The sequence below is a fragment of the Neptunomonas sp. ABH4_499 genome (assembly GCF_056160565.1).
In genome coordinates this window covers 97,295-121,398 of record NZ_JBSWXK010000013.1, presented here as the reverse complement: position 1 = coordinate 121,398, position 24,104 = coordinate 97,295, and the positions used below count along the sequence as shown (strand labels likewise).

Genomic DNA, 24,104 nt, shown 5'->3' with positions numbered 1-24,104 from the left:
TCCTGTTAGTGGGCGTGTAGCTCAGTTGGGAGAGCGTCGCCCTTACAAGGCGAATGTCGGGAGTTCGAACCTCTCCACGCCCACCACTAACTCCTTCCTTATTTTCCCCTTGTTTTTTTCATAATCTTCATCTCAGATTTATTCTTTCTGTCTACTCATTACGGTGTCGGCATAGGCTCAGAAGTAAGCTATTATTTTGTTAATAGTTTTTATGATGGATCACCCTCATGACCAAAGGGATTAATAAGGCCAGCCTTACCGAAACCGATATCATTACCAAACTCGTTTTGCCTGCCATTAAAGATGCAGGTTGGGATGATATGACCCAGATTCGTCAAGAGGTGAAACTGAAAGACGGGAAAGTGGTTGTGCGGGGTCAAGTTGCAGCTCGCCAAAAAGTTAAAGCGGCCGATATCGTTCTGTATCATAAAACAGGTATGCCGCTGGCCGTCGTCGAGGCGAAAGCCAATAAGTTCGAGCTGGGTAAAGGTATGCAGCAAGCTTTGGGATATGCTGCGTTGCTTGAAGTGCCTTTTGTATTTTCGACTAATGGCGATGGTTTCTTATTCCATGATAAAACGAATCCGGTGCGTATTGAGTCGGAAGTTTCGCTCGATGATTTCCCCACCCCTGCGCAGCTATGGCAGAAGTATGCATCCTGGAAAGGTTATAAAACGGAACAGTTACCGATTTTAACCCAAGACTATCACGATGATGGGACAGGCAAATCGCCTCGTTATTATCAGCTACAAGCGATTAACAAAACAATTGAAGCGGTAGCCAAGGGGCAAGATCGCATTCTGTTGGTGATGGCTACCGGGACAGGTAAAACCTATACGGCCTTTCAAATTATTTGGCGTTTGTGGAAAGCGCGTGCCAAAAAACGAATCTTATTTTTAGCTGATCGTAATGTTTTAGTTGATCAAACATTTATAAACGACTTCCAACCTTTTGGTTCAGCGATGACAAAAGTGAAAAGTCGGAAGGTCGATCCCTCTTATGAAATACATCTTGCACTTTATCAAGCACTAACAGGCCCTGAAGAAGTACAAAAAGCCTATAAACAAGTGGATCCAGACTTCTTTGATCTGATCGTTATCGACGAGTGTCACCGTGGTAGCGCTTCAGAGGAAAGTGCATGGCGCGAGATATTGGATTACTTCAGTAGTGCGACACAAGTGGGTTTGACGGCCACACCAAAAGAAACAGAAGACGTGTCCAACATCGAATACTTCGGTGATCCGATCTATACCTACTCATTGAAACAAGGTATCGAAGACGGTTTCCTTGCGCCTTACAAAGTCATCCGTGTGGATATTGATATCGATGTTCAAGGCTGGCGTCCTAACAAGGATCAGGTCGATAAAAATGGGCATGTCATCGAGGACCGTATTTACAATCAGAAAGACTTTGATCGAACCATTGTGATTGATGATCGAACACAGCTTGTTGCCCAAACCGTAACGAACTACCTCAGACGCACAGATCCGATGTCGAAAACCATCGTGTTCTGTAACGATATTGATCATGCTGAGAGAATGCGTCAGGCGTTGGTTAATTTGAATGCAGATCAAATCGCCAAAAATGAAAAGTACGTGATGCGTATTACGGGGGATGATGACGTAGGTAAAGCCCAGCTCGATAACTTTATTAACCCTAAAAAAGCGTACCCTGTTATCGCAACCACTTCTGAGTTAATGACCACTGGTGTCGATGCCAAGACCTGTAAGCTGGTTGTGCTGGATCAAGGCATTCAGTCGATGACGAAGTTTAAGCAGATCATAGGTCGTGGTACACGTATTGATGATCGTTATGGAAAGTTGTGGTTCACCATTTTAGATTTTAAAAAGGCAACGGAGCTGTTCGCTGATCCGCGCTTTGACGGTGAACCCGAGCAAGTGAAAGTCACAACACCTGAAGACTTTGAAGATGATGAAGTGCTCGACGATATTCTTGATGACGGTGCTGACCACGATCTTAACGAAAACGAGAACATTGATATAGGTTCAGTTCAAGAGCCAGAAGGCGATTATCAGAATGAAGGTTCTAAAACATCTGGCGGCAGTGATTATCATCTCAACGATGATGACTGTAATGACGAAGAGAAAGTCCGCAAATTCCATGTGAAAGGTGTGAAAGTTAAAACCCTCGCTGAGCGTATTCAATATTACGACTTTGATGGAAAATTAGTGACAGAATCCTTCAAAGACTACACCCGTAAAACCGTAGCGAAGCAGTTCGCTAGCCTCGGTGAGTTCGTCAAAAAATGGCAAGACGCGGATAAAAAGCAGGCCATTATCGATGAGCTAGAAGAGCAAGGTGTCATTTGGGAAATCCTAGAGCAGGAGGTTGGTAAAGAGCTTGATCCGTTCGATATGATTTGCCATATCGTATATGATCAGCCGCCTTTGACCCGCAAAGAGCGTGCGAACAACGTGAAAAAGCGTAACTACTTCACCAAGTACGATGGGGTAGCCCAAGAAGTGCTCTGTCGCTTACTGGATAAATACGCCGACGCGGGTGTAAACGAGATTGAAAACATCAATGTGCTAAAAGTGACACCCTTCGATGAGTTAGGCCGCCCGTTAGAGATCATCAAAAAAGGCTTTGGTAATAAAGAGTCTTATCTAGCCGCCGTTCACGATTTAGAACACGAGTTATATCAGCCTAAACCAGCCTAATACGAAAGCATCCCAGTTAAAAAGTCAGATGGCTTTGGCTGGGATGATCTGACGATTATGTCACTTCAGAATTCAGTTAATAGAGAACCTTATGTCGATCAGTACCGTTATCAAATCCATTCAAGACATTATGCGTAAAGACGCCGGTGTAGACGGCGATGCGCAGCGCCTAGGCCAAATGTCTTGGCTGCTCTTTTTGAAAGTCTTTGATGCTCAAGAAGAGGAGCTAGAATTTGAACTGGACGACTACAAAGCCCCAATTCCAAAGCACTACTTATGGCGTAATTGGGCGGCTGATCCTGAAGGCATTACTGGTGAAGAGCTTTTAGACTTCGTTAACGATGATCTATTTCCTGATATGAAAGCGCTGAACGCGCCTCGTGATTTAAACCCGCGTGGTTTTGTGGTGAAAGAAGCGTTTAGCGATGCCTATAACTACATGAAAAACGGCACCTTGCTGCGGCAGGTCATTAATAAACTCAACGAGATTGATTTCACCGACTCGCAAGAGCGTCACCTGTTTGGTGATATCTACGAGCAAATCCTTCGTGATCTTCAAAGCGCAGGTAATGCGGGTGAGTTCTATACGCCACGCGCTGTTACTCAATTCATCGTCAACCGTCTAAACCCTAAGTTGGGCGAGAACATTATGGACCCAGCTGCTGGTACAGGTGGTTTCTTAGCGTGCAGCTTCGACCATGTTAAAAACAACTACGTGAAAACCACCGAAGACCACCAAACGCTGCAAAAGCAAATCCACGGCGTAGAGAAGAAACAGCTGCCGCATTTGCTGTGCATCACCAATATGATGTTGCACGGCATCGAAGTGCCGGTACAAATTCGCCATGGCAATACGCTTAATAAGCCGCTTTCAAGTTGGGACAGCGAGTTTGATGTGATCGCCACCAACCCACCGTTTGGTGGTACAGAAGAAGACGGTATCGAAAAGAACTTCCCCGCAGAAATGCAAACCCGTGAAACCGCCGACTTATTCCTACAGCTGATTATTGAAGTGTTAAGGGAGCCTTCAGCGGGTAAAGAGGGAGGTCGAGCGGGCGTAGTACTGCCCGATGGCACGCTGTTTGGTGAAGGTGTGAAAACCAAGATCAAAAAGCTACTGACCGAAGAGTGTAACTTGCACACCATCGTGCGTTTACCCAATGGCGTGTTTAACCCATACACGGGTATCAAGACTAACATTCTATTCTTTACCAAAGGCCAGCCAACCAAAGACGTTTGGTTCTACGAACACCCGTACCCAGACGGTGTGAAGAACTACAACAAGTCTAAACCGATGAGGTTTGAAGAGTTTCAAACGGAAATTGACTGGTGGGGCAATGAAGAAGATGGCTTCGCAAGCCGCGTCGAAACCAATCAAGCGTGGAAAGTCTCCATTGAGGACATCATCGCCCGTAACTTCAACTTGGATATTAAAAACCCGTACCAAGAGGAAGTGGAAGTACACGATCCAGAAGAGCTACTGGCAACTTACCAGCAGCAGCAAACGGAAATCAGCGAACTGCGCCTACAGCTGAAAAATATCTTAGGCGATGCCCTAATGAGCACGGCAAACAGCCAGCAAGACGATTCGGAAGAGGAGCGTGGCTAATGGCTGAGCTTCACTCTCTACAAAATGAAAATGTACAAAGCCTAATTACCCAGCATATTGATCTCTGGACCGGCGCGGTTAAAGACAAATCCAGTGCTGGTCGTGGCAGCAGTAGTAAACGCGAACTTTACGGCATTAAAAAACTGCGCGAGCTGATTCTAGAATTGGCAGTGCGGGGTAAGCTGGTCGCCCAAGATCCCAACGACGAGCCTGCTTCGGTATTGCTAGAGCGTATTGCCGCTGAGAAAGCTGAGCTGGTCAAACAAGGCAAAATCAAAAAGCCGAAAAAACTGCCAGAGATTAGCGAAGACGAAATGGGTTTTGAGCAACCTGAGGGTTGGTCATGGACAAGAGTTGGAGAAGTTTCAGAGTTTGTTAATGGATTCGCATTTAAAAGTAAGGACTTTACAGACTCTGGTATTGGAATAGTGAAAATAGGTGATATCACGTCAAACTCCCAAATTTCGGAGTTAGGGATGTCTTTTGTACCACCTTCAGTGGTTGAAGGCTTAGATGAAAGCCTTCAAATAAAACATGAAGATTTAGTTATTGCTATGTCGGGGGCTACGACTGGCAAGCTGGGTTTCAATCAAACAGATAAGGTTTTTTATTTAAATCAGCGAGTTGGAAAGTTTGTTACTCACCTTGTTGAAAGACGATTTTTGTTCTTACCCTTGAAAGCGAGGGTTGAGGAAAATTTGGCAATCTCTGCGGGAAGTGCAATTCCAAACCTTAGTACAGCACAAATTATTTCAATACCACTGTGCTTGCCCCCTTTAGATGAGCAACACCGCATCGTAGCTAAAGTCGATGAGTTAATGGCACTTTGCGATCAGTTGGAGCAGCAAACCGAATCCAGTCTCGATGCTCACCAAACCTTGGTGCAAACCCTACTGGATACCCTGCTACAAAGCTTTGATGCCGAAGAGCTAGAGGAAAACTGGCAACGCCTCAGCGCCCACTTTGATCTGCTGTTTACCACCGAACAAAGCATCGATCAGCTCAAGCAAACCATTCTACAACTCGCCGTCATGGGCAAACTTGTCCCCCAAGACCCCAACGACGAACCGGCATCCGAGTTACTCAAACGCATCGCCGCCGAAAAAGAAGAACTGGTTAAACAAAAGAAAATCAAAAAACAGAAACCACTACCGCCGATTAGCGACGATGAAAAACCTTTTCGACTGCCCAAGGGGTGGGAGTGGTGTAGGTTGCAAAGTTTGATTACCGAAATGGATGCAGGTTGGAGTCCCGCATGTCCAGCAGAAAGATCCCCCAGTGACAATGTTTGGGGAGTGCTAAAGACAACTGCTGTCCAGCTAATGGAATATCGAGAACACGAAAACAAAGTTCTTCCTGAATCAAAAGACCCTAAGCCACAGTACGAAGTAAAGAAAGGTGATATCTTAATTACTCGTGCAGGCCCTAAAAATCGTGTTGGAATCTCATGTTTAGTGATGGATACCCGTCCAAAATTAATGATCTCGGATAAAATTATTCGGTTTCATTTAGCAGGCTCTGATATATCGGAAAGGTTTGTCTCGTTGTGTATAAATGTCGGTGCAACAGCTGAGTACCTAGAAAATTCTAAATCAGGTATGGCTGAGAGCCAGATGAATATCTCGCAAGATAAATTAAAGCAGGCACCAATACATATACCACCAGCGTCTGAGCAAAATCGTGTCATTGCCAAAGTCGATCAACTAATGGCCCTCTGCGACCAGCTAAAAGCCAAGCTCACCGACAGTAAAAACACTCAGCTAAACCTAGCCGATGTTCTAGTGGCGCAAGCGGTGTAGTACTAATAACTCTGGATATCTAAATAAAACGGAAGTAAAAGGCGCTTCTGTTATAACAAGGACGGTTAAGGATAGAACGTGACAGCAAACCCTATCGATATTTTAAAAAGCTGGCTTGTAGTTGAATTTTTGATCCTAAATAATTTATGAAAATTAAGAAGTTTTTATTTATCTAATGTCGACGTTTCTAAATAGAAAAAGAGTTTATAGGTTGAGGCGAGTTATTGGAGTGGTTGTGATGTTGATTTTTAGCGACATCTTCGCAAAGAAGAGTAAAAAATATTTAAGGGTTATTTTAGTATCAGAAAACACTTGTCATGAAGCAGGATCATACTTAGTATTTCAGCGGATAACTCAAGGATAGAGTGATGCTAAAAATCAAACGTACTTCACAGCTCATTGCGCGTGATGTGCCCTACATCATGCACCCAAAGCAAGCAATAAAAACACTGCGTCAACGCTATGGTGTATCCGACCATCGTGATTTCGCCTCTTCTCATTTACATGAACAGTACAGAACGCATTCAATAGAGTTCCCTTTTGTGAGTGCTAATGACCTTGAAGAAGGCAGGGTCGTTGTTCTTGAGAGTTTGGCTCAGCATTATGCAGTCGACTCAAAAGGAACCGTGCGTAATTTTCTGCCATCGGTTTTAGAGTTCAAGGTTCGTCACTTGCTGGGCCAGCCTAGAAAGGAAAATGTACGACAAGAGCAAGATTATTTTGCAGAGGTAAAAGCGTTACTAGAAGACCAGTACCCAATGCCACTAGAGGCGGCTAAGGTAGTAGAAAAACCGAAAACGGTTACTCCAGCACAGGTCAGCAAAACCGTTAGCGACCGGCCATGGGATCAAGCTATTTGGGAAGATACACCTTGGGCTGAAAAAAGCCTTGTCTCTGTAGGCTGGTTGTTTCATAAAGCCAGTGAAGGTCTTAGCTCTGTAAGTCAGTGGAGCGATGATACCGTAAAAACCATTGACCAAATTGGTGAAGACCCTGAAACATCGGAACTGATGCGAGCAACGGCTGCGGCACTAAAAACACCCGCAAGGTTAGGTACAGGCATCGTCAGTGGTGTAGCTGGCACGGCAAATCTTGTTATCAGCCCAGAAAAGCGCCAACAGCTTAAGGATGGGGTGGTTCATTTATATAATAACCCCGAAATTATAAAACAGCTTGCAAAGGACTTTGCAGAGAAGCCAACGTATCAGCAGGTCGCAGATGTTTTTGTGATTGCTGGTGAGACAGTGATACCAGTAAATGCATTACACAAACTTAACAAGGCGGGTAAAATTGCTAGTAGGGTCAATCTCGGGGTAGATATACTTTCAGATGCTGAACGGATAGGCCTTGCGGAAGTTCAGAAGTTAATAGCCTCAGGCCAAAAGCTTTCAAAAGGGGATGTACGTGAGTTTATAGTTGCTGCTGCAACAAAAGGTAGATTGCCAAAAGATGCTAACTTTCAAGATGAAATTATTCGACTAGATCCTTCTGATGTTAACTCGCCTACAACTGGTATTGATGTTATAAGTGCAGAAGGAAATATAATTTCCGTTGGAGGTCCATCTAAAGGAGCTAAACCAGAGCGTTTGGCCGATACTCTAAACAAGCTGGAAATTTTGAAAGCAGAAGCAAATCGGCGTGGGGTTAAAGCTCAAGCTTTTTTTGAAGCAGGTGATTCAGAGAAATTCAAAACCTTAATTGAAGCATGTCAGAAGTCGCTTGGGAAAGAAAATGTATATGTTTTTCCTGCAGAATATACTAATAAGCTTTTGTCTAATTTAAAGTCTCAGTTGTAATTTTAAAATAGGAAGTATTATGAGTAATGGTTTTTGTCTTGTTTATCAGTCTGGTTTAGAAATCGATTTAAATAGGCTGATATCCGAGCTTAAAAAGATAGACGTTCTAGTTGCATCTAATCTTGAAGAGTTGAATCAAGTGCAATATTTTGATGTTGCATCTAAATCTTTTGAAAATTCGGATTTAGGTTCTATTGAGAATAAGTTTAGAGAGCAGGGCTATTGTTCATTTTTGTTGTGGTTTGAGGGGTGTAGTATAAACGTCTCTGTATCATCCCCAAGAGCAGGTGTGATTTTGGAATATTATGATATCAGTGCCTTACAGTATGAAAATAAAGAAAATATTATAGACGAGTTGGTTAATAGGTTCTCAGGTGCTAAGGAAAATGATCGTATTGGCTTAGTTGCGAGTTATAGAGGTGATGTTGATGAAAATGATTGGGATCATCTGATATTGGATGAATTCGATGAGGTTGAAGAAGAACCTGATATTATTGTTATTAATAATGGTAATGAAGAAAGAATACTTGATGTGCTCGAGAGTTCTGAGGTAAGTCAGCTTAATGGTTGTGTTAAGTTAAAAATATAGCATGCTAATTTAATGAAGAAAATTAATTTATTAGGGTTAATATGCTCCGCCATTACTTTATGAGTCACATATGAATTTGATCTAAGTGTTATAGGGTTTTTGTCTGGTTTAGGCAGTGAGGTTTATGAGTGATTCGGCACTAATAAACTAATAATAAGTTCAGATGATATAAGTTTTGATTATCTGAATGATTTTATTCTATCGGTAGGTGGATATCTCTCTCCTCAAGAGTCATCTAGTTTTGTTATCAGTGATCAAGGAGCTGACTTGTGGTTGGCTAAGCAAGATGAAGAATTTGCTTTAGATTTTTATGATGATGAAACACTTGAAGAGTGGAAGAAGTATCTGGGTAAAGATATGAAGGCTGTAATTGAACTCAGGCTAGATCACACATTATTATGTAAACAATTGTATTTGTTTGTCGCTTATGAATTCGGAAGAAAGTGGAATATTATTTTAGATGATGTTGATGATTCAATCGTGTCTTACAAAGAGGTTGTTACATCCTATACGTCAAATTGTGATGGATTGACTATAAATAAAGTTTGATCTCATTGTTTTATGTTTGATGGACTCATGCTCAAAGAGCACGAGTCCTTAATTATTCAAAACTTATAATTAGCTCGCACCCTTAGCTCATCATCTTCTGCATCTTTGCTGCCCATTTCAAAGGCGGCTGTTACGCTAAAAGCATCGCTAAACTGGTAACCGCCCGTTAAGGCTGTGTAAGCTCGGTCATAACCTTTGCCATCTTCTAGCAGGTAGCTTGCGCCGACGTAAGCGTTGGAGCCGATCTTATATTTAGCGGCCAGTTTAGTGGAGTCTTGGCCGGCTTGATATTGGTAAGCAAAGACCTCGGACCATGTGTAGGCCAAGTCAGCACCGTTACCCACGCCCGGAATGACATCGGCATCGTCATCTGTGGTGGTGTACGCCAGTGTAAGGCTCAGTGGGCCAAAAGTGGCATCACCTTTAATACCAAACAGATCGCTGCGTGGCTCGCTGTCTTGTTGGCTCGTGTAATACTGGGCAGCCAAACCAAACTGACCCAATGTGTAAGCGGACTCAAAATAAGCCGTCTCGAACGCATCCAACGCATCAACGTAAGCGGCGGTTAGGGTTAAATTCTCGAACGATGTGTTTTTGATGGCCAGTGTGTAAGCGCCATCGTCCAACTCGAACGCCCAAGGTGCGCCAGCGGTTTTGAACGTCTCGGTAAATTTGCCAATATCCCCGTCGCCATCGGTACGGGACTGGAATTTATCCATATAGGCAAAGGTGAGTGTGGTGTTCGAGAGGTCAGTATTCATCAAGGTTACACCTTGGAAGGCCTCTTTTGTCACGCGAGAGCCACTACCACCGAGCAATGGTGACCAAAAATACATACGGCCTAATTGTGCTTGAGTGTTGTTAACACCATAGGATAAATACGCTTCAGAAAGCTGCGCGCCGGAGCCATACATATTGCTACGGCGTGCGCTTTTCGCTTCTTTATTGGCCCAAGGTGAGGTCGTGTACTGGAACGTACTCTTAAAGCCAAAGCCGTTCAATGTAGCGGTTTGGTAGCTAAGATCAAAGCCCAGCGTAGCGATCTCGTTGTCCTTACCCGACGCTTTATCGCGCGCAAAATAGTAACCCTGAAACGCGCCGCTGACAGTACCTTGTTGAATCGCCTCGCGAAGGCTGCTTGCTTCATTGCTGCTGTCGGCATAGGTGTGAACAGAGGTTAAAACCGAAGCAGCCGCGATGGCCGCGGCAAGCGTGTTGCTGGTAGTCATGTATGTACCTTTTTATGAATGAGCTCAAAGAGGGCGCATTATAAATAAAATGTTATATCGTAACAAATTAGGTTTGATTCATAGGATTTGAATCTAAAAAGGGGGAACTGCGGGGTGCAAAAAAGCCCCAACAGCGTTGGGGCAAATAGACACAGGGAATTGAATCGTGCGTTAAATCGAGGTGACCCAATCCGGTAAAATCTCGAGCGCCCAGGTTTCTAAAATTCGGTCAACACCCGTCAAAATCATCACAGCTAAAAACACCAAGGCGGCGCCTAAAATGTATTTTCCGATTTTGCCGGTGGTTCTGAATTTAGAGAGCTTCTTACCTGAGAAATGCCCAAGGGCAACCAGCGGGATGGCTGTGCCCACACCAAACGCCAGCATGACAACAAAGGCCATTGGCATGCTTTGTCCGGTGGAGGCCAAAGCAATTGCGGTCCCAAGGGTTGGGCCGACACAGGGTAACCATACCAGCCCAAGCGATGCGCCAATCACAAATTGCATGGGTGCAGAGCTGCCTTCAATCTGGACGTTAGCGGCGCGACTTGTCAGTCGAGATAACGCAAACGCTAACCCATCCGACAGCTTAGGAATCAAGAGCGTCAGGCCCATTAACAGCAATAAAATCACTGAAAAGTAACGCAGCCACTCCGTTGAGATTCCAAGGTTCAGCAACACAAACGTCAGCACGGTACCCGCCAGCGCAAACGCAAAGCTAATGCCCAGTGCCAGAGTGACTAAGCCCCATTTAGTGGATTGCATAGCCGACGCCGCGACCGCTGGAATCATTGGTAATACGCACGGCGACACCAAGCTTAGAATACCCGCCAAGAAAGCCAGCGGGATTGCGGTGATTTCCATGGTGGTTACATCTCAGCGTTTTTCAGTTGGGCAAAGATTTTATCTTTGTTGGTTTCAGCAACGGAGAACCACACTTGCTCCTTACCTTTATAGATCAACAACGTGGATTGGCGTGGTGCACGAAAATGCGATACCCACTCTTTTTGGTTGTCGTAATCGACGACTAAGATTTTGATCTTGCTGTCTGGGTTTTCGTTAAAGTACTGACCAATGATTTCCGACTGTTTTTTGCACGTTGGGCACCAGGTGGCGAACACATCAACCAAAAACACTTCGTCGCTGTTTTGATACTGCTGGTAGAGCGCTTCCGTAAAGGGTTGTTTCTCGGCCGAAAAAGCAATGGTGCTGAAAAACGCAAGGATAAAAGTGCAGATGAGTTTTTTCATGAGTCTTCCTTTGAATGATGATTAAACGTTCAGTAATGGTCCAACAAGGCGTAAGACACAGAGGTGGCGCCGCATCAGTGGTACCCTTATCCCAAACTGCTAAGGATGAGTGACATCATGCCGCTTCTTATGACATCTGTGTCTTTGCACAGAGGTAGTCGAACGAGCTTGCGAATCCTTACACTTATTTTCAAAAAAATTAGGCCATCATTTTGAAAGGAACGTTGTTTTCTGAAACTCCACAATTAAATCAAGAACAAGCGTTAGATCTGCCAATGGATACATCACCCGATACGGGGTTAATGAATTGGCTAAACCGTCCTTGCCCACTGGTGATCGATGAGTTGGACCCTGTTCAAGTCAATGCTTTTGCGGGTACCCAGTTTAAGGGCCGGGTGCATGTGGCGCGTTTAGATAAAACCCACCCCATCATCAGCGGAAATAAGTGGTTTAAGCTCAAATATCGACTTAAAAGCCTTATTGAGCAGGGCGTTCAACAACTGGTCAGTTTTGGCGGTCCTTACTCTAATCATCTTCATGCGCTTGGGTATGCGGCGAAAACATTCGGCTTTTCAATGACCGCAATTATCCGTGGCGAGGCCGTCACCAACCCGATGATCACCGATTTACACTCTTGGGGTGTTGAATGCCGATTTGTCGATCGCCAAACGTACCGAGCGCTTTGTCGTGCATCCGGTGATTTTTCCTATGAGGGTGTGACTGGCTTTGCGATCCCCGAAGGGGGCGCAGATGCGCTCTCGTTAAAAGGATGTGCCGAAATCATGACAGCCATCGATGATCAAATTCCAGATTGGGACTACCTCCTCTGTGCCATGGGCACCGGCGCAACGCTGGCGGGTTTGGTCAGTGCTCAAACCCGCGGGAGCATCATCGGGATGCCAGCACTCAAACAAGGTGGCTTTCTTGCGGGGGATGTCCAGCAGTGGCTAGAAGGCGCTCCGTTAATAAAGCCCAACTGGTCTTTGGATTTAGACGGGCACTACGGCGGTTTTGGAAAAATAAAACCGGACCTTCAAGCCTTTATGACACGCTTTGAGACCTGTTTCGATATCCCGCTGGAACCTGTGTATACGGCTAAGCTTTTTCGGCGCCTTTTTGAAAAACTCTCGGAAGGTGAGTTTTCAGATAGCTCGTCAATACTGTTGATTCATACGGGTGGTTTACAGGGGCGACGTAGCTAAAAAGCGTCCTACTAAGTGTTAGCTATCTGGAACGATTCGGTCGTTAAATGTATGAAAGTACGACGAATGTGTAGCGTTTCGAATTGATGTTTGCGCGAAGTATAAAAATTAAGACTTTTTGTTTTTATACACGTTGATTGTTAAAAAGAAAGCCGATACTTTCTCACCGCTGTATTCAAAATGATGCTAACAGAACGTGCGGCTTAATGATGAGCCATCGCGGTTAGCAGCAATCTAAAGTTAACTAAGGAAGGTGCTTTATGACGAAAAAGAATATTTTAATTGTGCTCTTAGTAGTACTGGCCGTTGCGACCGTTTATGCGAATGTGTTGATGTTTTCTGGCAGTGAAGAGGCGGCGGGTGGTTTAGAGCCCGAAGTGCCTGCGTGGATGCACATGGGAGCACAGCTTATGATGGTAAATGGTTTAGCGCTGATGATCGGGTGCATCCTCGGTACCATGCTGCAAAAGCTGAACGCGAAAAAGTAACTAATTGTTAAAACCAAACAAGCCTGACTGTTTTGCGGTCGGGCTTTTTTGTGCCTGCTATGAGCGATCTTTACCTAAACCTTTGAAGTGCTTGAAATCTTGATCAAAGCTTAGGATCATGAGGGAGTTGTTACAACTCCATAAAAGGCGCCTCAATGGATCATTTTCGCAATATTGGCTTGATCGGCCGATTGGGCAGCAAGCCCGTCATCGATACGATGCGACACCTTATTCGTTTCCTGCAGGATCGTGGCTTACACGCCATATTGGATGAGCGGATCGCCGACCTGATGCCAGGGCATGGGCAACAGGTGTGCAAACAAAAGATGATGGGCGAGATCTGTGATCTGGTCATTGTGGTCGGTGGTGATGGCAGTTTGCTTGGGGCCGCGCGCTCTTTAGCACAGTGCCATGTACCTGTTCTTGGGGTGAACCGGGGTAACCTTGGATTCCTAACAGACATCTCGCCTAACGAGATTGAGCAAAAAGTGGCAGAGGTGCTTGAAGGCAAGTACACCGTCGAAACACGCTTTTTACTCGACATGGTGGTTAAGCGCGACGGCGAGCCGATCTCCGAAAGTACGGCGTTGAATGATTGCGTATTGCACCCGGGTAAAGCGACCCGAATGATCCAATTCGAGCTCTACATAGAAGGGCAGTTCGTTTACACGCAAAAATCCGATGGGTTGATCGTATCAACGCCAACCGGCTCGACCGCTTATGCCTTATCCGGTGGTGGTCCTATCATGCACCCGAAACTCGATGCCTTGGTGCTGGTGCCGATGTTTCCGCATACCTTATCGAGCCGTCCGATTGTGGTGGATGGCAACAGCGAACTGAAGCTCGTAATCAGCGAGCAAAACGAAACCTATCCAACCGTTTCGTGCGATGGCCAAGTCAGCATCAGCCTAGCGCCTGGTGATGTGATCACCATTCACAAAAAACCTCATAAACTCAAACTCTTGCATCCGCTGGATTACGATTTTTATCGCACCTGCCGTGAAAAGCTTGGGTGGGGCACAAAGTGGGGTAGTTAATATGACGGATCGCCGGTTCGAAGGATACGATCTTATTGGGGATATTCACGGATGTGGGCTCAGCCTGCGTATGCTGTTGGTTCGCTTAGGCTACAGTAAGCGCAACGGCGTCTATTGCCACCCTAAACGGCAGGTCATTTTTTTAGGCGACATCATCGACCGCGGCCCCCATATTCGCGAGGCGCTGATGATCGTTAAAGACATGGTCGATGCAGGCCATGCGCAAATTGTAATGGGCAATCACGAGTACAACTTCTTGTGCTATTGCACGCCAAGCACCGGTGGGCCTATCCCTTACTTGCGCGAACACAACCCGCGCCATCGACGTATTTTGCAAGAAACGTTAGATCAGCTCGACCCATACCCAGCCGACAAACAGGCTTTTCTTGATTGGATGCTAACACTGCCCATCTTTCTGGAAACAGAGACCTTCCGGGTGGTCCATGCGTGCTGGCATGAAGAGCTGATCCAAGACTTTAAAGAGCGCATGGGTGGCAACCAGATTGATGAGGCGTTTTTGCACCGCTCAGCTATACCTGGCACTTTCGAGTGGGTCGCAATGGACCGACTGCTACGCGGTACGCATTTAAAACTCCCAAATGGTGAGCAGATGGTCAGCCGGGATGGTTACAAACGCCGCTTCTTCCGCACCAAGTATTGGGCAAAAGCACCTGAGTATTTTTCGGATGTGGTGTTTCAACCGGACCCGCTACCTGAACACATAGCGCGTTTGCCGTTATCGGAAAAGCACCGTGCCGATCTTTACCACTACGGCGCCGATGAAAAACTGCTCTTTATTGGTCACTATTGGTGTGAGGGCGAGCCATCACCCATCACCTCGAACATCGCGTGTTTGGATTACAGCGCCGTGAAGTACGGCAAGCTGGTGGCGTATCGCTACGATTTTGAAACCAAACTCGATGCGAGCAAGTTTATTTGGGTCGATGTGCGAACCGAAGTGGCAAGACCCCCTCAAAACTATCAACGATAAAGCGGGTTTGATCAGGGAAACAAGTGAATGATCAAAGTGTTAACGGTTCCGTTAAGTGAAAACCTAACCGAGTTTGCCGAGTTTTTGTGGTCGCGTGAGATCCCCCACAGGATCACCGAAGAGGAGCAATCCCAAACGCTTTGGGTGCCACCGAATGTCCGGCCCGAGCAGATTTTGTTTGTTTATGAGCAGTGGAAGCAGGGGGCGGATCTGTCCCGTATTCGCGTGCGTAAACCGGCTCATCAACGGCTGAACCCCGCTGCATTCCCCATCACGATGACACTGTTGGTGATCAGTGGCGTCATCAGCCTGTTGTTTGGTTTTGGTGAAAACGTTCAGATTATGCACTGGCTGACCATTACGGACTTTCAAGTTCATGGGCGCAGTCTGGTTTACACCACCTTATTCGAGACCGTTGCATCGCTGGAGTGGTGGCGCTTTATATCGCCCATCTTTATGCATTTTAATATCTCCCACCTTGTGTTTAACGCGCTGTGGATATGGGTCATCGGTCGCCAGATAGAGCAGCTTCAAGGGCCAAAAGTGTTCCTGTGGGTGGTGATCTGGTCGGGCATTACGTCCAACATTGGCCAGTTTCTTATCTCTGGGCCGATGTTTGGTGGCTTATCCGGCGTCGTGTATGCCGTCCTTGGGTATACCTGGTTGTGGGATAAGCTCTCGGAGCGCCCCGTGTTTGGTTTCCCGCCTGCGTTAATCGTATTTATGGTGGTTTGGTTACTGCTGGGGTACACAGGTGTTTTGCAAGCCTTTGGCTTTGGTGCCATTGCGAACACGGCCCACTTAGCTGGCTTGATTGCCGGTCTTGCGGCCGTACCTTTAGTGCGCTGGCTATTTCGCACGCCTTAGGCTGATGTCTTGGCCTTTTGGATTTTGCTATAGTGGGCTTTGGTTACCCATCACAACAGGATTTTCCCATGACGTATGATGAGCTGATTTCTAAAATGACCCCTGAAATGCACGCCTCCCTAAAAGAGGCCGTGGAATTGGGCAAATGGCCGAACGGACAAAAGCTCACCGACGAGCAAAAAGCGATCTGCATTCGTGCCGTCATTGCTTACGATGAAATGAACTTATCGCCCGAAGAACGGGTCGGATTTATTGATCGTACTCGCCCCGATGGTAAGCAGCACGGCGCAGACCCGCGTGAAGCCGATACGGTCAAAATCATTACGCATTAATCACGCAATTAAGAGTCAGTATGCAGTTTATTGCAGAAGGTGCGATCAGCAAGATGCGTTCATCCCTTGCTGGTCCCATCCAATACGCTTTGCCCATTGGCGAGCAACACGTCGAGATTAACCCCTTAATTGGCCGAAAAGTGCAGCTGACTTACAGCGGTGCCATTCATTGCACCCACTGCGGCCGAAAAACCAATAAGAGCTTTAACCAAGGTTATTGCTACCCCTGTTTCAAAAAGCTGCCTCAGTGCGATCAATGCATTGTAAGCCCCGAAAAATGCCATTTTAGTGAAGGTACCTGCCGAGACTCAGCGTGGGGCGAAAAACACTGTTTCGTGCCGCATGTGGTGTATTTGGCTAACTCCTCCGGTCTTAAGGTGGGTATCACCCGTGAAACACAGATTCCGACCCGTTGGATTGATCAGGGGGCAGTGCAAGCGTTGCCGATCGCAAAAGTCAGTCACCGAAAACTCTCGGGTGTGCTGGAGCGCCTTTTAGGCGAGCAGGTAGCCGATAAAACCAACTGGCGAGCCATGTTAAAAGGGCAGATCGACCGACTCGATCTAGTCCAAGAGCGCGATCACTTGTTCGGACAATTTGCTGAACGCATCGCGGCGCTGAAAGCGGAATACGGCGATGACGCCATCGAATTATTAACGGATGTTGCCCCTATTGATTTGGACTACCCAGTCACGCAATATCCGACTAAAGTAGTGACTCATAACTTAGACAAGCACCCCGTAGCGGAAGGTGTTTTATTGGGCATTAAAGGCCAATATTTGATGATGGATACAGGCGTCATCAATTTACGAAAATACACGGCCTACCCAATAGAGCTGCGAGTGGAATAGAGGATTGATTATGTCTCAACCGGAAGTGATCTATTTAAAGGATTATCAAGTTCCTGCTTATTTGATCGATAAGACCGATCTGCGATTCGAGCTGGAACCCACCGCAACTTTGGTTAAAACGCGATTGACGGTGCGTCGTAATCCAGAAGCACACAACCAAGACCGAGCGCTGTTTTTACACGGTGACCCATCGTTGGTGTTGCACCGTGTGTCGGTCAACGATCAAGTCCTTTCTGATAAAGAATACCAACGCAACGACGAGGGTTTAACGCTCCCAGAGGTACCGGATCAATTTATCTTGGAAACCGTGGTCGAGATCAACCCAGAAGCCAACACCGCGCTGGAAGGACTGTATCGCTCCGATGGCTTCTATTGCACTCAGTGTGAGGCAGAGGGCTTTCGTCGCATCACCTTCTACATTGACCGTCCAGATGTAATGTCGGTGTTCACCACCACCTTAGTGGCCGATAAGTCACTGTGTCCTGTGCTGCTCTCTAACGGTAATCCCGTTGAGCAAGGCGATGCCGAAGAGGGACGCCACTGGGTAACGTGGGAAGACCCGTTCAAAAAACCGGCGTATCTCTTCGCGCTGGTCGCTGGGGATCTTCAAAAGGTACAAGATCATTTCGTGACCGCCTCGGGTCGTAAGGTGACGTTGGAAATTTACGCGGATCAGAAAGATCTGAATAAGCTTGATCATGCGATGGACTCTCTGAAAGCTGCCATGAAGTGGGACGAAGAGGTATACGGTCGTGAGTACGACCTCGATATCTACATGATCGTTGCCGTCGACTTCTTCAACATGGGGGCGATGGAAAACAAGGGGCTGAACATCTTTAACACCTCTTGCGTATTGGCAAGCCCAGAAACCACCACTGACCTAGGTTTTCAGCGGGTAGAAGGTGTGGTTGCGCACGAGTATTTCCACAACTGGTCGGGCAACCGAGTCACCTGTCGTGACTGGTTCCAATTAAGCCTAAAAGAGGGCTTTACGGTTTTCCGAGATGCTGAGTTTTCGGCCGACATGAACTCCCGTACGGTTAAGCGTATCGAGGATGTTTCATTGCTGCGTACCGCCCAGTTTGCAGAAGATGCAGGCCCAATGGCGCACCCGATTCGTCCAGCCTCGTTTATCGAGATCTCTAATTTTTACACCATGACCGTCTATGAGAAGGGCGCAGAAGTAGTGCGCATGATTCATACCTTGTTGGGTGAAGAGGGCTTTAGACAAGGCAGCGATCTGTATTTTGAACGCCACGATGGCCAAGCGGTTACGACCGATGACTTTGTAAAAGCGATGGAAGACGCCAGCGGTAAAGATTTAACGCAATTTAAGCGTTGGTACGAACAAGCCGGTACGCCTGTGCTTAAGGTGGACGATCAATACGATGCAGCCACAGGTGAATACACGTTAACCATCGAGCAATCGTGTCCTGCAACGCCTGGCCAAGAGACGAAACAGCCTTTCCACATGCCCATTGCCTTAGGTTTACTTGGCAGTGATGGTCAGGACCTTGTATTGGATGAGTCCGGTACCACCACCTGCGTACTGGAGCTGACCGAGGCGAAACAAGACTTTGCCTTTAATGTGACTGCTCAGCAAAAGCCCGTTCCGTCGCTGCTGCGCGGATTTTCAGCCCCAGTGAAGCTGAATTACCCGTACACGCGTGATGAGTTAGTCTTCTTGATGCGTCATGATGCGGATGGGTTTAACCGCTGGGAAGCGGCCCAAAAACTGGCGGTGATCATTCTTCAGGAGCTGATCAGTGACTACCAACAAGGTAAAACGCTGGTGTTGGATGAGCGTCTGATCAATGCGTACGAGAGCATCTTGGACGATGTGGACCTTGACCCTGCAATGGTCGCGAAAGTGCTGACTCTGCCATCCGAAGCCTATTTATCGGAGCTTTCAGAAGAGATCGATGTGGACGCCATTCACGCCGCTCGCCGTTTTGTAAAACGAAGCCTTGCGGACGCACTGGAAAGCTCATTCATTGCCGCATACAACCGCGCCAGTTTAACCGAAGCGTATTCGCCTGATGCCGATAGCATTGCACGTCGCAGCTTACGTAATTTGGCCTTGGCTTACTTGGTCGATACCGATAAGCCGCAACACATCGAGCTTGCCAAGTCCCAGTTTGATCAAGCCAACAACATGACCGACAGCATGGCTGCACTGGGGCTTTTGGCGCACTCAACCCATGAAGAGGCGGCCGAAGAGGCCTTAGCGCGTTTCTATGAGCGCTGGTCAGGTGAGTCGTTGGTGGTCAATCAGTGGCTGGGCGTACAGGCCTCCGATCCTAAACTTGGGACACTGGCTAAGGTCGAGAAGCTGATGGAGCATCCGGCGTTTACCATGAAAAACCCTAACCGTGTGCGTGCATTGATCTCGAACTTTGCGATGCAAAACCCGGTTAATTTCCACCAATTGGACGGTTCAGGTTACGATTTCTTGGCCGACCGTATTATAGAGCTGAATGCGCTTAACCCGCAGATCGCCTCCCGCTTGGTTACACCGTTGACCCGCTGGAAGCGATACAGCGAAGCGCGCCAAGCGCTGATGAAAGCGCAACTGCAACGCATTATGGATTCGGGTAATCTGTCGCGTGATGTGTATGAAGTTGTCAGTAAAAGTCTGGCCTAACGGGCCAGCTTTTGTGTAGTCTAACCTTAACGATAATAAACAAGCCAAGGGTATGCTGATGGATCGTAAGTTATCCGCTCAAGATAAATTTAACCTTCAACAAAACTATCGTCGCTATCTTAAGTTTTTAGAGCAATACGAAGCGGCAAACGATGCTGAAAAGAACGCCAAAGCCAGTCGTCTCTGGATTGTCGGTCTTATTGCACTTCTGTTTGCACTGGCCTCGGATTTCTTCTTGGGCGCGTCAGCTGCGCTGTTTGGCGTGTACTTCTACCGTTGGTTGGGCGCTACGATGAAGAAGGGCAACGCCGCCGAGGGTCGTGAAGACGCTGAGCGTTGGTTTGCGGCGAAAGGCCTGCGTTTCGAAGGTCGAGTACTGTACTTCCGCGACGATCAAATGATGGACTACCCTCTGGATCCATTCGACGATTCTCTGTACGCGTAATTCTTCTCACAAGGGCGCTTTCTGCGCCCTTTGTTCTATTTGCGACATCGCTCGCGCACTTTTGCTGTTTCTGATCAAGTATTGCCTCTTCTCGCCGCTAGATGGTTAAAGGCTATAAAGATGTTTGCCTAAGGCTCATCCAATGCCAATACCTTTAGATGTTGGGAGGCGATCTTAATGAGGTCAGCTGTACGTATTCGTAAAAAGATAGGTTTTGGCTTTGCAGCCATTGTTGTTTTAGCCATAGCGGTCATTTATGCCGTAGTTGAGGGGAAGGTAAAACCTGATTTGATTTTGGAAAGCCAAGAGCAGATCTCGGTGAACCAAGGTTCCTTGAGTGATCTTTTATCGGCCAAGTTTGATCAAGTTCAATTGCTGACCTCCTCATTGGCGCTGGCATCGAGCACTTTGCCTAAGGATGAAGCCCTCTTTAAACGCGTTTTCCCATCCATCATTGATAATCATGGTGATGAAGCCATCGCCGGTGGCGGCATTTGGCCAGAACCCAACAGTTTTGATACCGGTGTAGAGCGTCGGAGTTTTTTCTGGGGACGCACGGAATCCGGTATTACGTATTTTGATGATTACAATGACCCCAGCGGCTCTGGCTATCACGGTGAAGGGTGGTATCAAGTGGGTCGTTCCACTCCAGCAGATCGCTGTGCTTGGTCCGAAGCCTACATCGACCCTTTTACTAAAATCCCAATGGTAACCTGCACCATTCCTTACAAAGAGGATGGGGCGTTTAAGGGCGTCGCAACGGTCGATATGATGCTGGGCGGGATAAACCAAGTGCTTAGCCAGTATGGGCAAGAGAACGGCGGTTATGTATTTGCGATTGACTCCACCGGTCAGATGATCAGCTTCCCATCGGAGGCTGAAAACATTGTACTGTCCAATGATAGCCTGATGACAGCGAATCAGTTGGCCAATAAAGTGCCTTGGTTAGCGCAAGGTTTAACCCAATCCGCGACCTTAAAAGAAGCCGTGCATATGCCGATTGAGGACGATCAAATCCTAAACGGTGATGCGTACCTTGATATGTTCCGACACCCTGAAACCGGTTGGATCATTGGTCTCGTTGTACCGAAAAACCGCATGATCGAAGTGGCACAAAGCATGGGGGTGTTTTTGATGCTGGCCATCGGTGCGTTGTTGGTCGTGGTCGGTATGGTGTCGGTTCTGTTTGCGCGTCGTATTTTGCGCTCGGTAGAGCAAACCACAGAGCAGATCCGCGATCTGGTGAAAGGCTCGGGTTGGAAAGAGCTGGACGTAGATTCAATGGACGAAATCGGTGAGCTGCGAGATGCGGTCAACCAGTATGGCGCCAAATTGAAGCAGCTGCTTTCTAAAATCCAAGAGGAGTCGCATCGATTAGTCGGAGATGCCGGTAAGCTGAATGAGTTTAGCTTGGCGTTTCGAGATAAAGCGACCAGCTTAAGCGATGAAAACCACATGCTTGCCGCGGCCACTGAAGAGCTTGGCGTCACCTCTAAGGAGGTATCCAACAGCGCTGAAGAAACCAAAGTCACCATCGATCAGATACACGCTGAAATTCAAACCAGCGGTAACGAGATGACCGGTGTTATCCAAACCATGAGGCATCTCACTTCGGTGATGAACACCGCACAGGAAAACATCTTAAAGCTGGATGAAGACAGTCGTCGAGCTAATGGAATGTTGAGTGTGATCCGAGACATCGCTGAGCAAACCAACCTGCTGGCGCTGAACGCCGCGATCGAAGCGGCACGCGCTGGGGATACCGGTCGTGGTTTTGCGGTTGTGGCGGATGAGGTGCGTAACTTGGCGGCGAAAAGTGAGAGCTCGGCCGTTGAGATCGAGCAAGTATTAAGCCGCTTGCAGGATGCTTCTAAACTGTCCGTAGTATCGATGGAAAAAGGCCAGCAAGAGACCGAGCGGGCCGTTACCACAGCGGAGGACACAGCCAATCACCTTCAAGATGTGGTGGGGGCATTTGAGCGCATCGCGCAGCAAGCCACGCAGATCTCGGTCGCGGCCAGCGAGCAGCAGCGCGTGTCGGACGATCTGACCCGCTTTGTGGATCGCTTGCAGGAGTTGACCGAAAGCAACGCACAAGACTCAACGCAGCTCAATAGGATGAGCGAGGAGATCGACGCCATCGCAAAACGCTTGGATCGATTGAAGTAACAAAAAGAAGTAACAAAAAATGGCCCCTAAGGGCCATTTTGACATCCACTGGGTGAGGGGATATGTTGTTGTTTTTAATCAGCTTGAGAACACACTGTGCCGATCAAACGAGAGAGCGCTGACCTGTCTGACCGAACCTTGGCGATGATCTCAACCGCCGAGAGTGCAAACGTTGATTTCAAGCGCGAAGCCAGCGGTGTGAAAAGCAGCGACCTAGTGGCTTTTGCGAACTCCGAGTCTGGCGGTACGCTATTGATCGGCGTGGATGAGTTCACCGATGAATCTGGCCTGCAAAAAGGCCAAGTGGTGGGCTGCGATGTTGATGACAATGCGCGGCTAATGATGATCAACAAAGCCACCGATTGCGTTCCCAGCCTAGAAATTCAAATCTTCATCGAGAACCTTGCTGATAAGCCGTTAATGCGGGTCGAAGTCCCAAGTGGACGGATGAAACCGTATTGCACCTCGCGGGGGGAATACTCCATTCGAACGGAAGGGCGTAACCGATCGTTATACCCCGAAGAGTTGCTCACTATTTTTATGGACCGGGAAGGGGATAAGTTTGTCAGCCGTTTCAAGGACGCAGTGGCCCAGTTGGAGGATAGGGTCGATCAGATCAATGTGTCTCTGAGTGATGATATGGATGCGGTGGCTCAGCACATTCATGATCTGGATTCTCAGCTGCAAAAAACACTCGGTCATGTGGGCCGTTTAACCGACAGCTCGAAGAAACGATCCCGCACTTTATTGCAGACACTTAAAGACAGCCAAGTCGCCATCGAAAAACTGGAACAGCACATTCTTGATGAGTCATGCGCTGATCAAAATGGACAGTTAGATCGTATCGAGTCCATGCTGACTCAACTCACCCTGGCGACGTCTCGTGAGTAACGCGGTGTTTGGCGGCTCAAGATACTTGTGGTCTTTAGGATTCTTATGACGCTCTCTTATCAATTGCATTCAAGGTTACACAACAAACGCCATTTTGTGTTTGATCTGGATGGAACGCTAACGCAGGCGGTGCACGATTTTGTCTGGATTCGCGAGCAATTAAACATCCCGTTGGAGGATGATATCTTAGGTCATATAGAGGCGCTGCCTGAGCCGCTTAAATCCGAGAAAACGGCTCACCTTGATGAGCTGGAACGTCATTTTGCCCAGCAAGCCAAAGCGGAGCTGTTTGCTGTCGAGGCGATCCGGCAACTGCATCAGCATGGAGCGACACTGGGTATTTTAACGCGCAACACAAAACCGATCGCTCATGAAACACTCGATGCGCTTGGTTTGTTGTCGTGCTTTGATCCAGAGGCGATTTTAGGTCGTGATGAAGCCACACCCAAGCCGGATGCCGATGGCTTACATAAAATCGCCAAACAGTGGGGCATACACTCCGATGCCCTCGTGATGGTTGGTGATTACCGGTTTGATCTTGAGGCTGGTCGTAACGCCAACGCGATCACGGTGCATGTCCTGTCGGACGCTGAATTGAACTGGCCCGAGTTAACCGATCTACGTGTTTCGCACCTTGGCGAGATGTTTGTGCCCGCTTTGTCCCTTTAATCGAGTTCAAAAGGTG

At 47.4% G+C, this 24,104-nt stretch carries 21 protein-coding genes and 1 tRNA gene; 19 read left to right on the top strand and 3 right to left on the bottom strand.

Translation table 11 applies throughout. From position 1 onward, the window contains the following. Nucleotides 1–10: 10 nt before the first annotated feature. From ACXAF9_RS14185 to ACXAF9_RS14155, 7 genes are all read left to right on the top strand, one after another. A tRNA-Val gene (locus tag ACXAF9_RS14185) sits at nucleotides 11–86 on the top strand. Between the two features lie 141 nt (nucleotides 87–227). After that, nucleotides 228–2,681 (top strand): EcoAI/FtnUII family type I restriction enzme subunit R, encoded by a 2,454-nt coding sequence (gene hsdR, locus ACXAF9_RS14180; protein ID WP_475075342.1) that lies wholly within the window; start codon nucleotides 228–230, stop codon nucleotides 2,679–2,681. 91 nt (nucleotides 2,682–2,772) lie between these two features. Further along, nucleotides 2,773–4,290: an N-6 DNA methylase gene (locus ACXAF9_RS14175; RefSeq protein WP_475075341.1), complete on the top strand. Its 1,518-nt coding sequence runs from the start codon at nucleotides 2,773–2,775 to the stop codon at nucleotides 4,288–4,290. Then, a complete protein-coding gene (locus tag ACXAF9_RS14170) occupies nucleotides 4,290–6,089 on the top strand; it encodes a restriction endonuclease subunit S (RefSeq protein WP_475075340.1) in 1,800 nt (599 codons plus the stop codon). The genes ACXAF9_RS14175 and ACXAF9_RS14170 overlap by 1 nt, the downstream gene beginning before the upstream one ends. Before the next feature lie 368 nt (nucleotides 6,090–6,457). Next, nucleotides 6,458–7,885, top strand: coding sequence for a hypothetical protein (locus tag ACXAF9_RS14165; RefSeq protein WP_475075339.1), 1,428 nt, complete (start codon nucleotides 6,458–6,460; stop codon nucleotides 7,883–7,885). A 19-nt stretch (nucleotides 7,886–7,904) separates the two neighbouring features. Continuing rightward, nucleotides 7,905–8,474, top strand: coding sequence for a hypothetical protein (locus ACXAF9_RS14160; protein ID WP_475075338.1), 570 nt, complete (start codon nucleotides 7,905–7,907; stop codon nucleotides 8,472–8,474). A gap of 273 nt (nucleotides 8,475–8,747) precedes the next feature. Further along, entirely contained in the window at nucleotides 8,748–9,023 is a 276-nt protein-coding gene (locus ACXAF9_RS14155; RefSeq protein WP_475075337.1) for a hypothetical protein, read from the top strand. Nucleotides 9,024–9,079: 56 nt separating this feature from the next. Here the strand turns inward: ACXAF9_RS14155 and ACXAF9_RS14150 are convergent, their stop codons facing one another. The 3 genes from ACXAF9_RS14150 to ACXAF9_RS14140 form a co-directional block, all read right to left on the bottom strand. Next, nucleotides 9,080–10,252, bottom strand: coding sequence for a hypothetical protein (locus tag ACXAF9_RS14150; protein WP_475075336.1), 1,173 nt, complete (start codon nucleotides 10,250–10,252; stop codon nucleotides 9,080–9,082). Between the two features lie 171 nt (nucleotides 10,253–10,423). After that, entirely contained in the window at nucleotides 10,424–11,116 is a 693-nt protein-coding gene (locus ACXAF9_RS14145) for a cytochrome c biogenesis CcdA family protein (protein ID WP_475075335.1), read from the bottom strand. A 5-nt stretch (nucleotides 11,117–11,121) separates the two neighbouring features. Further along, nucleotides 11,122–11,502 (bottom strand): thioredoxin family protein, encoded by a 381-nt coding sequence (locus ACXAF9_RS14140; RefSeq protein ID WP_475075334.1) that lies wholly within the window; start codon nucleotides 11,500–11,502, stop codon nucleotides 11,122–11,124. Nucleotides 11,503–11,777: 275 nt separating this feature from the next. On the opposite strand from ACXAF9_RS14140, the gene ACXAF9_RS14135 reads away from it, so the two are divergent. From ACXAF9_RS14135 to ACXAF9_RS14080, 12 genes are all read left to right on the top strand, one after another. Continuing rightward, entirely contained in the window at nucleotides 11,778–12,704 is a 927-nt protein-coding gene (locus ACXAF9_RS14135) for a 1-aminocyclopropane-1-carboxylate deaminase/D-cysteine desulfhydrase (protein WP_475075333.1), read from the top strand. Nucleotides 12,705–12,964: 260 nt separating this feature from the next. After that, nucleotides 12,965–13,192: a hypothetical protein gene (locus ACXAF9_RS14130; protein ID WP_475075332.1), complete on the top strand. Its 228-nt coding sequence runs from the start codon at nucleotides 12,965–12,967 to the stop codon at nucleotides 13,190–13,192. Nucleotides 13,193–13,347: 155 nt separating this feature from the next. Further along, nucleotides 13,348–14,229 (top strand): NAD(+) kinase, encoded by an 882-nt coding sequence (locus ACXAF9_RS14125; RefSeq protein WP_475075331.1) that lies wholly within the window; start codon nucleotides 13,348–13,350, stop codon nucleotides 14,227–14,229. Nucleotide 14,230: 1 nt separating this feature from the next. Then, nucleotides 14,231–15,220, top strand: coding sequence for a metallophosphoesterase (locus ACXAF9_RS14120; RefSeq protein ID WP_475075330.1), 990 nt, complete (start codon nucleotides 14,231–14,233; stop codon nucleotides 15,218–15,220). A 27-nt stretch (nucleotides 15,221–15,247) separates the two neighbouring features. Continuing rightward, a complete protein-coding gene (locus ACXAF9_RS14115) occupies nucleotides 15,248–16,087 on the top strand; it encodes a rhomboid family intramembrane serine protease (protein ID WP_475075329.1) in 840 nt (279 codons plus the stop codon). Between the two features lie 68 nt (nucleotides 16,088–16,155). Further along, nucleotides 16,156–16,419, top strand: coding sequence for a YeaC family protein (locus ACXAF9_RS14110; RefSeq protein WP_475075328.1), 264 nt, complete (start codon nucleotides 16,156–16,158; stop codon nucleotides 16,417–16,419). Nucleotides 16,420–16,439: 20 nt separating this feature from the next. Beyond that, the gene (locus tag ACXAF9_RS14105; protein ID WP_475075327.1) at nucleotides 16,440–17,270 is read left to right on the top strand and encodes a DUF2797 domain-containing protein; all 831 of its coding nucleotides are present in this window, start codon (nucleotides 16,440–16,442) and stop codon (nucleotides 17,268–17,270) included. Nucleotides 17,271–17,280: 10 nt separating this feature from the next. Next, nucleotides 17,281–19,914 carry an aminopeptidase N gene (gene pepN, locus ACXAF9_RS14100; RefSeq protein WP_475075326.1) on the top strand — a complete coding sequence of 878 codons (2,634 nt, stop codon included), beginning with the start codon at nucleotides 17,281–17,283 and terminating at the stop codon, nucleotides 19,912–19,914. A gap of 58 nt (nucleotides 19,915–19,972) precedes the next feature. Then, entirely contained in the window at nucleotides 19,973–20,359 is a 387-nt protein-coding gene (locus ACXAF9_RS14095) for a hypothetical protein (RefSeq protein ID WP_475075325.1), read from the top strand. Between the two features lie 177 nt (nucleotides 20,360–20,536). Continuing rightward, complete coding sequence (locus tag ACXAF9_RS14090; RefSeq protein ID WP_475075324.1) at nucleotides 20,537–22,528, top strand: methyl-accepting chemotaxis protein; 1,992 nt, start codon at nucleotides 20,537–20,539, stop codon at nucleotides 22,526–22,528. A gap of 96 nt (nucleotides 22,529–22,624) precedes the next feature. After that, a complete protein-coding gene (locus ACXAF9_RS14085; protein ID WP_475075323.1) occupies nucleotides 22,625–23,419 on the top strand; it encodes an AlbA family DNA-binding domain-containing protein in 795 nt (264 codons plus the stop codon). Between the two features lie 45 nt (nucleotides 23,420–23,464). Then, entirely contained in the window at nucleotides 23,465–24,088 is a 624-nt protein-coding gene (locus ACXAF9_RS14080) for an HAD family hydrolase (protein WP_475075322.1), read from the top strand. The last annotated feature ends 16 nt before the right edge of the window (nucleotides 24,089–24,104 follow it).

Excerpts from the sequence above, each read along its gene's own strand:
- ACXAF9_RS14095 (WP_475075325.1), top strand. The coding sequence starts at position 19,973 with ATGGATCGTAAGTTATCCGCTCAAGATAAATTTAACCTTCAACAAAAC.
- ACXAF9_RS14165 (WP_475075339.1), top strand. The coding sequence starts at position 6,458 with ATGCTAAAAATCAAACGTACTTCACAGCTCATTGCGCGTGATGTGCCC.
- ACXAF9_RS14105 (WP_475075327.1), top strand. The coding sequence starts at position 16,440 with ATGCAGTTTATTGCAGAAGGTGCGATCAGCAAGATGCGTTCATCCCTT.
- ACXAF9_RS14125 (WP_475075331.1), top strand. The coding sequence starts at position 13,348 with ATGGATCATTTTCGCAATATTGGCTTGATCGGCCGATTGGGCAGCAAG.
- ACXAF9_RS14140 (WP_475075334.1), bottom strand. The coding sequence starts at position 11,502 with ATGAAAAAACTCATCTGCACTTTTATCCTTGCGTTTTTCAGCACCATT.
- ACXAF9_RS14120 (WP_475075330.1), top strand. The coding sequence starts at position 14,231 with ATGACGGATCGCCGGTTCGAAGGATACGATCTTATTGGGGATATTCAC.
- ACXAF9_RS14110 (WP_475075328.1), top strand. The coding sequence starts at position 16,156 with ATGACGTATGATGAGCTGATTTCTAAAATGACCCCTGAAATGCACGCC.
- ACXAF9_RS14135 (WP_475075333.1), top strand. The coding sequence starts at position 11,778 with ATGGATACATCACCCGATACGGGGTTAATGAATTGGCTAAACCGTCCT.
- ACXAF9_RS14170 (WP_475075340.1), top strand. The coding sequence starts at position 4,290 with ATGGCTGAGCTTCACTCTCTACAAAATGAAAATGTACAAAGCCTAATT.
- ACXAF9_RS14145 (WP_475075335.1), bottom strand. The coding sequence starts at position 11,116 with ATGGAAATCACCGCAATCCCGCTGGCTTTCTTGGCGGGTATTCTAAGC.
- ACXAF9_RS14150 (WP_475075336.1), bottom strand. The coding sequence starts at position 10,252 with ATGACTACCAGCAACACGCTTGCCGCGGCCATCGCGGCTGCTTCGGTT.
- ACXAF9_RS14090 (WP_475075324.1), top strand. The coding sequence starts at position 20,537 with ATGAGGTCAGCTGTACGTATTCGTAAAAAGATAGGTTTTGGCTTTGCA.
- hsdR (WP_475075342.1), top strand. The coding sequence starts at position 228 with ATGACCAAAGGGATTAATAAGGCCAGCCTTACCGAAACCGATATCATT.
- ACXAF9_RS14160 (WP_475075338.1), top strand. The coding sequence starts at position 7,905 with ATGAGTAATGGTTTTTGTCTTGTTTATCAGTCTGGTTTAGAAATCGAT.
- ACXAF9_RS14175 (WP_475075341.1), top strand. The coding sequence starts at position 2,773 with ATGTCGATCAGTACCGTTATCAAATCCATTCAAGACATTATGCGTAAA.
- pepN (WP_475075326.1), top strand. The coding sequence starts at position 17,281 with ATGTCTCAACCGGAAGTGATCTATTTAAAGGATTATCAAGTTCCTGCT.
- ACXAF9_RS14130 (WP_475075332.1), top strand. The coding sequence starts at position 12,965 with ATGACGAAAAAGAATATTTTAATTGTGCTCTTAGTAGTACTGGCCGTT.
- ACXAF9_RS14080 (WP_475075322.1), top strand. The coding sequence starts at position 23,465 with ATGACGCTCTCTTATCAATTGCATTCAAGGTTACACAACAAACGCCAT.
- ACXAF9_RS14115 (WP_475075329.1), top strand. The coding sequence starts at position 15,248 with ATGATCAAAGTGTTAACGGTTCCGTTAAGTGAAAACCTAACCGAGTTT.